General features: G+C 65.5%; 12 protein-coding genes. All 12 read left to right on the top strand.

What is annotated here, in order from left to right:
• Positions 1-44: 44 nt before the first annotated feature.
• On the top strand, positions 45-296 hold the full coding sequence (hfq, locus tag ACM14_RS09480; RefSeq protein ID WP_012206813.1) for an RNA chaperone Hfq: 252 nt from the start codon (positions 45-47) through the stop codon (positions 294-296).
• Between the two features lie 67 nt (positions 297-363).
• Complete coding sequence (hflX, locus tag ACM14_RS09475; protein ID WP_065346014.1) at positions 364-1578, top strand: GTPase HflX; 1215 nt, start codon at positions 364-366, stop codon at positions 1576-1578.
• A 71-nt stretch (positions 1579-1649) separates the two neighbouring features.
• Positions 1650-3044 carry an FtsH protease activity modulator HflK gene (hflK, locus tag ACM14_RS09470; protein ID WP_012206811.1) on the top strand — a complete coding sequence of 465 codons (1395 nt, stop codon included), beginning with the start codon at positions 1650-1652 and terminating at the stop codon, positions 3042-3044.
• 12 nt (positions 3045-3056) lie between these two features.
• Positions 3057-3947 carry a protease modulator HflC gene (gene hflC / locus ACM14_RS09465; RefSeq protein ID WP_012206810.1) on the top strand — a complete coding sequence of 297 codons (891 nt, stop codon included), beginning with the start codon at positions 3057-3059 and terminating at the stop codon, positions 3945-3947.
• Between the two features lie 200 nt (positions 3948-4147).
• Positions 4148-5296: an ATP phosphoribosyltransferase regulatory subunit gene (locus tag ACM14_RS09460; RefSeq protein ID WP_012206809.1), complete on the top strand. Its 1149-nt coding sequence runs from the start codon at positions 4148-4150 to the stop codon at positions 5294-5296.
• Between the two features lie 39 nt (positions 5297-5335).
• The gene (locus ACM14_RS09455; RefSeq protein WP_065346013.1) at positions 5336-6712 is read left to right on the top strand and encodes an adenylosuccinate synthase; all 1377 of its coding nucleotides are present in this window, start codon (positions 5336-5338) and stop codon (positions 6710-6712) included.
• A 43-nt stretch (positions 6713-6755) separates the two neighbouring features.
• A complete protein-coding gene (locus ACM14_RS09450; RefSeq protein WP_012206807.1) occupies positions 6756-7280 on the top strand; it encodes a phosphoribosyltransferase in 525 nt (174 codons plus the stop codon).
• A gap of 287 nt (positions 7281-7567) precedes the next feature.
• Complete coding sequence (locus tag ACM14_RS09445; protein ID WP_325100473.1) at positions 7568-8695, top strand: beta-propeller fold lactonase family protein; 1128 nt, start codon at positions 7568-7570, stop codon at positions 8693-8695.
• The gene (locus ACM14_RS09440) at positions 8695-9513 is read left to right on the top strand and encodes a polysaccharide deacetylase family protein (protein ID WP_043819097.1); all 819 of its coding nucleotides are present in this window, start codon (positions 8695-8697) and stop codon (positions 9511-9513) included. The genes ACM14_RS09445 and ACM14_RS09440 overlap by 1 nt, the downstream gene beginning before the upstream one ends.
• A gap of 39 nt (positions 9514-9552) precedes the next feature.
• Positions 9553-10533 (top strand): sterol desaturase family protein, encoded by a 981-nt coding sequence (locus ACM14_RS09435; RefSeq protein ID WP_012206804.1) that lies wholly within the window; start codon positions 9553-9555, stop codon positions 10531-10533.
• 15 nt (positions 10534-10548) lie between these two features.
• The gene (locus ACM14_RS09430) at positions 10549-11448 is read left to right on the top strand and encodes an EI24 domain-containing protein (protein WP_065346012.1); all 900 of its coding nucleotides are present in this window, start codon (positions 10549-10551) and stop codon (positions 11446-11448) included.
• Entirely contained in the window at positions 11445-12263 is an 819-nt protein-coding gene (locus ACM14_RS09425; protein ID WP_065346011.1) for a molybdopterin-binding protein, read from the top strand. Before ACM14_RS09430 ends, ACM14_RS09425 begins: the two co-directional genes overlap by 4 nt.
• Positions 12264-12442 lie beyond the last annotated feature (179 nt).

Here is a 12442-nt window from a genome sequence, read left to right as displayed (position 1 = left end):
AAGGTGTCGGTTTACAACAACACTCTTCGAACACGGAGAATATCGTGAGCAACAAAGGCCAACTCCTCCAAGACCCGTTCCTGAACGCGCTTCGCCGCGAACATGTTCCGGTGTCCATCTACCTCGTCAACGGCATCAAGCTGCAAGGCCAGATCGAATCCTTCGACCAGTACGTGGTTCTGCTTCGCAACACCGTCACGCAGATGGTTTACAAGCACGCCATCTCCACCATTGTTCCCGGCCGCGCCGTGAACTTCTCCACGGCCGAAGCTGCCGGCAGCGACGCCAGCGCTTGAGCTCGCTGCGCCCTGATGCCTCCCCGCACCGCCGGGGAGCTTCCTCACCCTTCGGGAGAGGTTTTTCTTGAGTTCTGAATCTTTTGACCGGTCCACGCCAACGCCAGTGCTGCTGGTGGGCGTGGATTTCGGCTTTCCCCATTTCGATGGCGAGTTGGAAGAGCTGGGCCTGCTGGCCGGCACGGCCGGCCTGCGTCCCGTTGCACGCCTGACCTGCAAGCGCAAGGTGCCCGATGCGGCGCTGTTCGTGGGCAGCGGCAAGGCCGACGAAATCCGCATGCTCGCCCAGATTCACGGTGCCCAGGAAGTGCTGTTCGACCAGGCCTTGAGCCCGGCCCAGCAGCGCAACCTGGAACGCCATCTGCAGATGCCGGTCAACGACCGCACCCTGTTGATCCTGGAGATCTTCGCCCAGCGCGCGCGCAGCCATGAAGGCAAGCTGCAGGTGGAGCTGGCGCGCCTGCAATACGTGGCCACGCGCCTCGTGCGGCGCTGGACCCACCTGGAGCGGCAGATGGGCGGTATCGGCGGCCGTGGCGGCCCTGGCGAGAAGCAGATCGAGCTGGACCGCCGCATGATCGACGAGTCGATCAAGCGCACCAAGGAGCGGCTGCAGAAGGTCAAGAAGCAGCGCGCCACGCAGCGTCGGCGGCGCGAGCGCCATGGCATCTTCAATATCTCTCTGGTTGGCTACACCAACGCCGGCAAGTCCACGCTGTTCAATGCGCTGGTCAAGGCGCGCGCCTATGCGGCCGACCAGCTGTTCGCCACGCTGGATACGACCACGCGCCAGCTGTACCTGAATGAAGCCCAGCAATCGGTGTCCCTGTCGGATACCGTGGGGTTCATCCGCGACCTGCCGCACGGCCTGGTCGATGCATTCCAGGCCACGTTGCAGGAGGCGATCGATGCCGATCTTCTGCTGCATGTGGTCGACGCCTCCAATCCGAATTTCCCAGAGCAAATCCAACAAGTCCAGAAAGTTCTGAAGGAAATCGGTGCCCAGGAGGTGCCTCTGGTACTGGTTTTCAACAAATTGGACGCCGTCGATCCGGAGCGGCTTCCAGCGCAGTTGCAGGACCAGTACGAGCTTGACGGGCTGCCTGTTTCACGGGTGTTCGTCAGCGCCCGCTCCGGCGAGGGGCTGCCGCAGCTGCGGCAGTTGCTGGCCGAGCATGCGCTGCGCGCGGAGGCGGAACACGCCGAAGCGCACGGTGGTGATGAGCGGGATCAGGAGGAGGTGGATGGCGCGATGCCCCCTGGGCAGGACGCCGAATACTAGGGGCTAGCGCCCTGATTGGGCAAAATGCCGATTGGGTCCCTGTCTTTACCGAAGAAACCGAGACTTCTCGCATGAATCTTTCACAACGCGCCCATCGCTGGGCGATGCTGCCGCAGCGCCTTCGCGGGATGTTCAACCTGAATGATCCGCGATGGGGACGTGGCGACGACAAGAACGACGATGCTTCGCGCCCCGATGCCGACCGTCCCGCGCCGCCGCCCCCGCCTGCGGAACCTGCACGCGACAACCGCGACAGCCGTGACAACCGCCCCTCGTCGGGCGGCGGCCAGCCGCCTGATCTGGATGAGCTGTGGCGTGACCTCAACCGCAAGCTCTCGGGCCTGTTCGGCGGCAAGCCGGGCGGCGGCCGTGGCCAGCCGCCCATCCGCAATGGCGGCGGCAGCCAGCCTCCGGACATGCGCAGCGCCGGCATGGGCGTGGGCCTGATCGCCGGCATTGCCTTCATCATCTGGATGGGCACGGGCATCTTCATCGTCCAGGAAGGCCAGCAGGCCGTCATCACCCAGTTCGGCAAGTACAAGAGCACGGTGGGCGCCGGCATCAACTGGCGGCTGCCGTACCCGATCCAGCGCCATGAACTGGTCTTCGTGACGCAGATCCGCTCGGCCGACGTGGGGCGCGACACCATCATCAAGAGCACGGGCCTGCGCGAGTCGGCCATGCTCACCGAGGACGAGAACATCGTCGAGATCAAGTTCGCCGTCCAGTACCGCCTGAGCGACGCGCGCGCCTGGCTCTTCGAGAGCAAGAACCCGTCCGAGGCCGTGGTCCAGGCCGCAGAGACTGCCGTGCGCGAAGTCGTCGGCAAGATGAAGATGGACACGGCGCTGGCCGAGGAGCGCGACCAGATCGCCCCGCGCGTGCGCGACCTGATGCAGACCATCCTGGACCGCTACAAGGTGGGCGTGGAAGTCGTGGGCATCAACCTGCAGCAAGGCGGCGTGCGTCCGCCCGAGCAGGTCCAGGCGGCCTTCGACGACGTGCTGCGTGCCGGCCAGGAGCGCGAGCGTGCCAAGAACGAAGCGCAGGCCTACGCCAACGACGTGGTGCCGCGCGCAGCCGGCTCGGCAGCGCGCCTGCTGGAAGAGTCCAACGGCTACAAGGCCCGCATCGTGGCCCAGGCCCAGGGTGATGCGCAGCGCTTCAGCTCGGTGTTCACCGAGTACCAGAAGGCTCCCCAGGTCACGCGCGACCGAATGTACCTGGAAACCATGCAGCAGATCTACGGCAACGTGACCAAGGTGCTGGTGGAATCGCGCCAGGGCTCCAACCTGCTGTACCTGCCGCTGGACAAGATCATGCAAGGCGTGAGCGGCAATGTGCCGGCAGCCGACAGCTCGGCGGCCCCCAGCACCCAGGCGCCTGCGCCTGCCGCCATTCCCGGCCTTTCGAACGATGCGCGCAGCCGCGACAGCAGTCGCAGCCGTGACCGCGAAGCACGCTGAGGAGCAGCCCAAGTGAACCGAGTTGGATTTTTCATCACCAGCATTCTTCTGGCGCTCGCGCTGCTCAGCTCCATGCTGTTCGTCGTCGATCAGCGCCAGTTCGGCGTGGTCTATGCCCTGGGTCAGATCAAGGAAGTGATCACCGAGCCGGGCCTGAACATCAAGATGCCGCCGCCGTTCCAGAACGTGCGCTACATCGACAAGCGCCTGCTCACGCTGGACAGCACCGACACCGAGCCCATGCTCACTGCCGAAAAGCAGCGTGTGGTCATCGACTGGTACGTGCGCTGGCGCATCTCCGATCCGTCGGAGTACATCCGCAATGTGGGCCTGGACGAGTCGGCTGGCGCCATGCAGCTCAACCGCGTGGTGCGCAATGCCTTCCAGGAGGAAATCAACCGCCGCACCGTGCGCGAACTGCTGTCCAGCAAGCGCGATGCGCTGATGAACGACGTCAAGCGCGAAGTGCTGGAGACCGTGCGCGGCGCCAAGCCCTGGGGCGTGGACGTGGTCGATGTGCGCATCACGCGCGTGGACTATGCCGAGACGATCACGGAATCGGTCTACCGCCGCATGGAAGCCGAGCGCAAGCGCGTGGCCAACGAGCTGCGCTCCACCGGCGCCGCCGAAGGCGAGAAGATCCGCGCCGAGGCCGATCGCCAGCGCGAGATCACCATCGCCAATGCCTACCGTGACGCCCAGAAGATCAAGGGCGAGGGCGATGCCGAGGCCGCCCGGACCTACGCCGAGGCCTTTGGCAAGGACCCGCAGTTTGCGCAGTTCTACCGCAGCCTGGAGGCCTACAAGGCCAGCTTTGCCAAGAAGAGCGATGTGCTCGTGCTCGATCCTTCGCAGACCGATTTCTTCAAGGCCTACCGCAGTGGTGGAAGCTCTGGAAAATAAGCGCGCCTGAGCGGCAACGCCGCCCGGCCCCTGCACGGCGCCCCTGTTGGGGCGCCGTTTTTTCTTGCGCCGCCGCTGTCGCCCGTGCACCGAATCGATTCGGAATACCGAACACCCGCCGTGGGCCTTGGGTCACCCCCAATTTGGGCTGGCCCGCAACAGCCGGTAGAATCACGTTTTTAACAGCCTCCCCCTTTTCCATGTCTGCTTGGGTCCTGCCGGATCACATCGCCGATGTCTTGCCTTCCGAGGCCCGGCACATCGAAGAATTGCGTCGAGGCCTGCTCGATACAGCGCGTGGCTATGGCTATGAACTGGTCATGCCGCCCATGCTGGAGTACCTCGAATCCCTGCTCACCGGCACAGGGGAGGCGCTGGACCTGCAGACCTGCAAGCTCATCGACCAGCTGACAGGCCGCACCATGGGTCTGCGTGCAGACACCACGCAGCAGGTGGCCCGCATCGACGCCCATCTTCTCAACCGCAAGGGCCTCACGCGCCTGTGCTACTGCGGCCCCGTCGTCCATGCCCGCCCTGACCGCCCCCGCGCCACGCGCGAGCCGCTTCAGTTCGGTGCCGAGATCTACGGCCACCAGGGCATGGAAGCCGACCTGGAGGCACTGCACCTGGCGCTGGACTGCCTGCGCAGCGCAGGTGTCACCAACATCAATGTCGATCTGGCCGATGTGCGCATCGTGCGCAGCCTGCTGGCTGGCGTGATGGTGGACATGCAGGTGCTGCGCGGCGTGCACGCTGCGCTGGCCGCCAAGGATGCGAGCGAACTCGAGCGCCTCACGCGCGACTTCCCTGCCGCATCGCGCGAAGGCCTGATGGCCCTGCTGCAGCTGTATGGCGGCATCGAGGTGCTGGACCGCGCCGAGAAGCTGCTGGCCCGCACCGCAGGCGTGCAGCCGCTGCTGGACCAGCTGCGCTGGCTGGCGCAGCGCCTCGAAGGCGTGAGCGTGAGCTTCGATCTGGCCGATCTGCGCGGATATGCCTACTACAGCGGCACGCGCTTCGCCATCTATGTGCCGGGTGCCAGCGATGCGCTGGTGCGCGGCGGCCGCTATGACGAGGTGGGTGCGGTCTTTGGCCGCAACCGGCCCGCCGCCGGCTTCAGCCTGGACATCAAGCAGCTCGTCGCCGTCGTGCCCGAGCGCCCGCTCAAGGCTGCCATCCGCGCACCCTGGGGCGACGATCCCCAGGTTGCGGCTGCCATTGCTGCATTGCGCCGGCAGGGCGAGACCGTGGTCTGCGTGCTGCCAGGGCATGAAAGCGAAGTGGACGAATTCCACTGCGACCGCGAGCTCGTGCAGGTTGCCGGGCAGTGGGCCGTGCAAGCCATCTGACGCATTTGTCAATTTCTTCGGATTTCATCGGATTTGAATATGAAAGCTACCAAAGGTCGCAACGTGGTCGTGGTCGGCACCCAGTGGGGTGACGAAGGCAAGGGCAAGCTGGTGGACTGGCTGACCGAAAGCGCCCAGGGCGTGGTCCGCTTCCAGGGTGGCCACAACGCTGGCCACACGCTGGTCATCAACGGCGTGAAGACCGCACTGCACCTGATCCCCAGCGGCATCATGCGCCCCGGCGTGAAGTGCTATATCGGCAACGGCGTGGTGCTCTCTGCCGCCAAGCTGTTCGAGGAAATCGAAGGTCTGGAGAAGGCCGGCGTGCAGGTGCGTGACCGTCTGCGCGTGTCCGAAGCCTGCCCGCTGATCCTGCCCTTCCACTCGGCGCTGGACGTGGCGCGCGAAGCTGCGCGCGAGCAGGGCGGCACCGAGAAGATCGGCACCACCGGCCGTGGCATCGGCCCCGCCTACGAAGACAAGATTGCCCGCCGCGCACTGCGCGTGCAGGACCTCAAGTACCCCGAGCGCTTCGCCACCAAGCTGCGCGAACTGCTGGCCCTGCATAACCACATCCTGGTCAACGTGCTGGGTTCGAAGAACTTCACCTTCGGTGACGCGCTCAAGCCGTACATCAAGAATGGCGAAGTGCAATTCGACGCGGTGTACGAAGAGGCCATGCGCCATGCCGAGCTGCTCAAGCCCATGATGGCCGATGTCTCCCGCGAGCTGAACGCCGCGCACGCCGAAGGCGCCAACCTGCTGTTCGAAGGCGCGCAGGGCACGCTGCTGGACGTGGACCACGGCACCTATCCCTATGTCACCTCGTCCAACTGCGTCGCCGGCAATGCGGCTGCAGGCTCGGGCGTGGGCCCCGGCATGCTGCACTACATCCTGGGCATCACCAAGGCCTACTGCACCCGCGTGGGCGGCGGTCCTTTCCCCACCGAACTGGATTGGGAAAAGGAAGGCACGCCGGGCTGGCACATGAGCACCGTGGGCGCCGAAAAGGGCGTGACCACCGGCCGCTCGCGCCGCTGCGGCTGGTTTGACGCCGCGCTGCTCAAGCGCAGCGCCCAGGTCAACGGCCTGTCGGGCCTGTGCATCACCAAGCTCGACGTGCTCGACGGCCTGCAGGAACTGCTGCTGTGCGTGGGCTACGAGCTCGATGGCGAGAAGATCGACCTGCTGCCCATGGGCGCCGACGAGATCGCCCGCTGCAAGCCCATCTATGAGTCCATCCCCGGCTGGACCGATTCCACCGTGGGCGTGACCGACTACGACAAGCTGCCGGCCAATGCCCGCCGCTATCTGGAGCGCATCGAGGAAGTGACGGGCGTGCCCATCGCCATGGTTTCGACCAGCCCCGACCGGGATCACACCATCCTGATGCAAAACCCCTACGCCGCCCAGTGAACCACTGGCGGCTGAACCCCAAGATTGAACCAGGAGCCATTCCATGCTGACGGAAGACGGTCAACACCTGTATGTGAGCTACGACGAATACCACGGACTGATCGAAAAGCTCGCGATCAAAGTGCACCAGTCCGGCTGGGAATTCGACACCATTCTCTGCCTGGCCCGTGGCGGCCTGCGTCCCGGTGACATGCTCAGCCGCATCTTCGACAAGCCGCTGGCCATCATGTCCACCAGCTCCTACCGCGCCGAAGCCGGCACGGTGCAGGGCCATCTGGACATCGCGCGCTTCATCACCACGCCCAAGGGAGAGATCGCCGGCCGCGTGCTGCTGGTCGATGACCTGGCCGATTCGGGTCACACGCTGAACGCCGTGATCGCCATGCTCAAGACCAACTACCCGCCGATCACCGAGCTGCGCAGCGCCGTGATCTGGACCAAGGGCCTGTCGGCTTTCACGCCCGACTACTCGGTGGACTACCTGCCGACCAACCCCTGGATCCACCAGCCCTTCGAGCACTACGACACCCTGCGTCCCGAAAAGCTCATGGAGAAGTGGAAGATCTGATCGCCACTGCGCCTTTGGGTGCATGCCAGCGAAGGGAGCCTGTCGGCTCCCTTTTTCGTTGTGGCGGGTATTTCCATGCGCCGTTGTCATGCCTTGATGCAAGTCATGGATTGGCGCGCTTGCCGCGATATCTCGGGCCAACGTCGCGCAAATGTCGGTTTTTTGCACAGCAGCAAAAGCCGATGCCCCAGAGCGTCCGAGGGGCTGATTGGCGCAGCTACACTGCGCAGATTCTCAGAAGGTGGTGCTTTGTGAAACGTCTTTCCGTCGGGCGCTTGAGCGCGGCTGTGGCTTTGGTTGTGGGCGGCGGTGCGCTGGCCTGGCTGGCCGTGGCATCCCTGCCCGGATCCAAATCGGCCCGCGCGGCCTCGGCCACGTCTGCTGCCGTGCAGGCGCAAGCCGCATCGGCCCAGGCGGCCGCCGTTCCTGCCGCGCCTTCCGTTCCCTCGGCTACGGCAGCTCCCGCGGCCCCGGTCGCGCGTGTCACGCCGCCACCGCAGACCCAGGGCCCCACGCCCATCTTTGTGCTCAACTCGCTTGATGCCAACATCAGCATCGTGGACCCGGTCACCTGGCAGGAGACGGCACGCATTCCCACGGGCAAGGAGCCGCATCACCTGTACCTCACGCCGGACGAGAAATCGCTGGTCGTGGCCAATGCGCTGGGCGACACCCTGACCCTGGTCGATCCGCGCACGGGCGAGGTGCAGCGCGTGATCCGCGACATCATCGACCCCTATCACCTGCGCTTCAGCCCGGACATGAAGTGGTTCGTCACGGCGGCCAACCGCCTCAACCACATCGACATCTACCGCTGGGATGGCCAGAACCCGCAGCTGGTCAAGCGCGTGCCCACGGGCAAGACGCCCAGCCATCTCTGGATCGATGCCAAGAGCACGACCATCTATTCCACCATGCAGGACAGCGATGCCTTGGTGGCCATCGACATCGCCACCCAGACCATCAAGGCCCGCGTGCCCACCGGCCCCATGCCGGCCGATCTCTATGGCAGCCCGGACGGCACCAAGCTGTTCATCGGCCTGACCGGCAGCGATGGCGTGGAAGTGTTCGACATCACCGGCCCCGAGCCGCGCAGCGTGGCCCGCATCAAGACAGCCGCTGGCGCCCACGCCATGCGCGCCGCCGGCGACGGCCGCCACCTGTATGTGAGCAACCGCGTGGCCAACACCATCAGCAAGATCGACATGCAGACCAACCAGGTCGTGGCCAACTACCCGGCACCGGGCGGCCCCGACTGCATGGACGTCTCCGCCGACGGCCGCTACCTGCTGGTCAGCTCGCGCTGGGCGCGCAAGCTGTCGGTGATCGACACCGTGGAAAAGAAGGTGGTCCAGCAGGTCAAGGTCGGCAAGTCGCCGCACGGCGTGTGGACGCTGGCCCACGCGCAACGCTGATGGACCGCCGTCTCTTTGCGCAATCGCTGGCCGGTGCGGCGGCTTTCGGCCTGCTGCGCCCCGCCTTGGCGGCAGGGCAGGGCACAGGCTGTGCCAAGACCGTGTATCTGACCTTCGACACGGGCCACATGGGCATTGCCGACCTGGTGGCCGATGTGCTCAAGCGCCATGCGGTGCCAGTGACGTTTTTCGCGGCCAACGAGCCCACCCAGCAAGGCGATGGCAGCCTGGGCGAGACCTGGGCGCCCTGGTGGCGCGCGCGCGCTGCCGAAGGCCATGAATTCGCCTCGCACACCTACGACCACATGTACTGGCGCGGTGATCTGCGCGCCTCGAAGAACGGGCCGGTCACGGGTTTTCGCGTGCGTCCCTCGGCAGGGCCTCGCGCCAACGAGAACTTCACGGTCGATGCGGCAGGCTATTGCGACGAGATCCGCCGATCCGCACAGCGGCTGCAGCAGATCACCGGGCGCAAGCCCCTGCCGCTGTTCCGTGCGCCCGGCGGCAAGACTTCGCCCGCGCTGCTGGATGCCGCGCGGCAGGGCGGCTACATGCATGTGGGCTGGGCCAGCGCGGGTTTTCTGGGCGATGAGCTGCCCAGCGACCGCTACCCGAATGCGCAGTTGCTGGCCCAGGCGCTCAAGAACATCCGCAGCGGAGACATCCTGCTGGCCCATCTGGGCATCTGGTCACGCAAGGACCCCTGGGCACCTGCCGTGCTGGAACCTTTGATCACGGGCCTGCTCAAGCAGGGGTTCTGCTTCCGCACACTGCGGGAGCATCCCGACTATCGGGATTGGGTAGCAAAATTCGCATAGTGTCCGCGCGCGCAGCGCGGCGGGCGATGGGAGCGTGGTGTGGACTGGTGGATTCAGTGGTTCGGTAATGCGCAGCAGCGCCTGTTCGAGGGCGTTGTCCAGCCCCTGCTGTTCGGCCTGGGGCAGGCCAGCCTGCTGGAGGACGCCTATGGCGCCACGGGCTGGCTGCTGGTGGGCCTGCTGCAGATCTTCATCATGGTGGCGGTGATCGCGCCGCTGCAGTACTGGCGGCCGGTCGAGCCCGTCACCGACCGGCGCGCCATCCACGTGGACATCATCTACACCGTGGTCCACCGGCTGGGCCTGTTCCGGCTGGCCCTGTTCTTCACGCTGGACCCGCTGTGGGACGAGCTCATGGGCCGCCTGCATGTCTGGGGGCTGCCGAGCTTTCACCTCGACGGCGTGTGGCCCGGCGTCACCGACCTGGCCTGGGTCAGCCTGATCATCTACCTGCTGGCCTTCGACTTCCTGGACTACTGGATACACCGCGGCCAGCACAGCATCGGTTGGTGGTGGAAGCTGCATGCGCTGCACCACTCGCAGCGCCAGATGACGGTGTGGAGCGACAACCGCAACCACCTGCTCGACGATGTCATCCGCGACACCATCATCGTGCTCGTGGCCCAGCTCATCGGCGTGGCTCCAGGCCAGTTCGTGGCCATCGTGGCTTTCACCCAGCTCAGCGAGAGCTTCCAGCATGCCAACCTGCGCGTCTGGTTCGGCACCATCGGCGAGCGGCTGTGGATCAGCCCGCGCTTTCACCGCCGCCACCACGCCATCGGCATTGGTCATGAGCCCATGGCGCCCGTGCGCAACAAGAAGGCGCATGGCAACAACTTCGGCGTGCTGCTGCCCTGGTGGGACATGCTGTTCGGCACCGCCAACTTCGAGCTGCGCTTCGATCCCACCGGCGTGCGCGACCAGGTCCAGCCCAATGCCCAGGGCCAGCTGCGCGACTACGGCCAGGGCTTTTGGGCCCAGCAATGGCGTGGGTTCCTAAGGTTGATGGGTCGCGCTTGAGGCTGGGCTCGGGGTATGCTTGCCGGCATGGGCTTGCTACTCGATTCCTTCTGGCGTGCGACGGCGTATTGCCTGCATAAGCGGGTGATTGCATGGTCGCTGTTTCCCTTGCTGTTCATGGCCATCACGGCCTGGCTGCTGGGCTATTTCTTCTGGGCCGATGCGGTCGTCTGGACGGAAGGGGTCCTGCAGGGCGTGGGCTGGCTGCACACCGTCTGGTCCTGGATGGGCGTGCAATCGCTGCCCGAGCTGGTGGCGCCGGTGCTGGTCGTGCTCTCGGTCACGCCGGTGCTGGTCGTGGTCTCGCTGCTGCTGGTGGCGCTGTTCATGACGCCGGCCCTGGTCGAGCTGGTGGCCCAGCGGCGTTTTCCCGCGCTGGAGCGCAGGCAGGGCGCCACCCTTGTCGGCAGCCTGGTGTGGTCCGCAGGCTCTTCGCTGATTGCCTTGATTGCGCTGCTGGTTTCGGTGCCGCTGTGGTTCGTGCCGCCCCTGGTGGTGGTGATCCCGCCGCTGATCTGGGGCTGGCTGACCTACCGCGTCATGGCCTTTGACGCGCTCTCTGCCCACGCCAGCAAGCCCGAGCGCCGCAGCCTGTTCCTGCGCCACCGCCTGGCGCTGATGCTCATGGGCGTGGTCTGCGGCTATCTGGGCGCGGCGCCGGCCATTGTCTGGGCCTCCGGCGTGGTCTTCATTGCGGCCTTCTGGATACTGATTCCGGTGGCCATCTGGATCTATGCGCTGATCTTCGCTTTCTCCTCGCTGTGGTTTGCCCACTTCTGCCTGGCCGCGCTGCAGCGCATGCGCGAGGAGGAACCGGCGCTGCCCGACACCCCCATCGTGCCCTACGCTCCCGACGCGCCGCTCGGAGCCAGCGCGGCCTCTTCCCCCTCCACCCCGCAAGAAAAGACCTCATGACCCTTCAAGTAGGCGCACTCATCATCGGAGACGAAATCCTGTCGGGCAAGCGTGCCGACAAGCACCTTCCCAAGCTGATCGAGCTGCTGGGCGCGCGTGGCCTGTCCCTGGCCCATGCCGAGTACGTGGGCGATGACAGGGCGCGCATCACCGACGCCCTGCGCCGCGCCTTCGCATCGCAGGCCGTGGTCTTCAGCTTTGGCGGCATAGGCGCCACCCCCGACGACCACACGCGCCAATGCGCGGCCGAGGCCCTGGGCGTGCCGCTGGCACTGCACCCGGAAGCCGTGGCCCTGATCCGCGAGCGCATGCGCGATGTGGCCGCCGAAGAAGGCAAGCCCTACGAACCCCAGCGCGCCGACAACCTGCACCGGCTGCAGATGGGCAACTTCCCCGAAGGCGCGCGCATCATCCCCAACGTCTACAACAAGATCCCGGGCTTTTCCTGCTCGGGCACAGCGGGCACCGTGCACTTCGTGCCCGGTTTCCCTGTCATGGCCTGGCCCATGGTCGAGTGGGTGCTGGAGCAGCGCTACGCCAAGCATTTCCACAGCACGGTGCAGCGGGAGCATTCGGTCATCGTCTACGGCGGCATGGAAGCCACGCTGACGCCGCTGATGGTGGCCATAGAGCGCGACCACCCGGGCGTCAAGGTGTTCAGCCTGCCCAGCGTGGATGATTCCAAGCACGGCCGGCACATAGAACTTGGTGTCAAGGGCGAAGCTGGTGCCGTCACCAAGGCCTGGCCCACGCTGCTGGAAGGTTTGCACTCATTTGGTGCAAGTCTTGGCCCTGAATTGGTGCGCAATATCTGATTTACGGGCCGATCCCTGAATCTGCACCGATTTGGTGAAGATGCCGGGCGGTGGATCGGATGCCGACAGAGGCCTCAATGTCATCCACAAGCCCTTCCCAAGGCGGCAGAATCACGGGGCTGGCGCGCCAAGCAGGTGCCAGTCTGCAGGCATGCACTCAATGGATGCAGCCTGGCACG

The organism is Delftia sp. JD2 (assembly GCF_001682645.1).
Classification (GTDB): Bacteria; Pseudomonadota; Gammaproteobacteria; order Burkholderiales; family Burkholderiaceae_C; genus Comamonas; species Comamonas acidovorans.
This window is presented reverse-complemented; position numbering and strand designations above follow the sequence as displayed.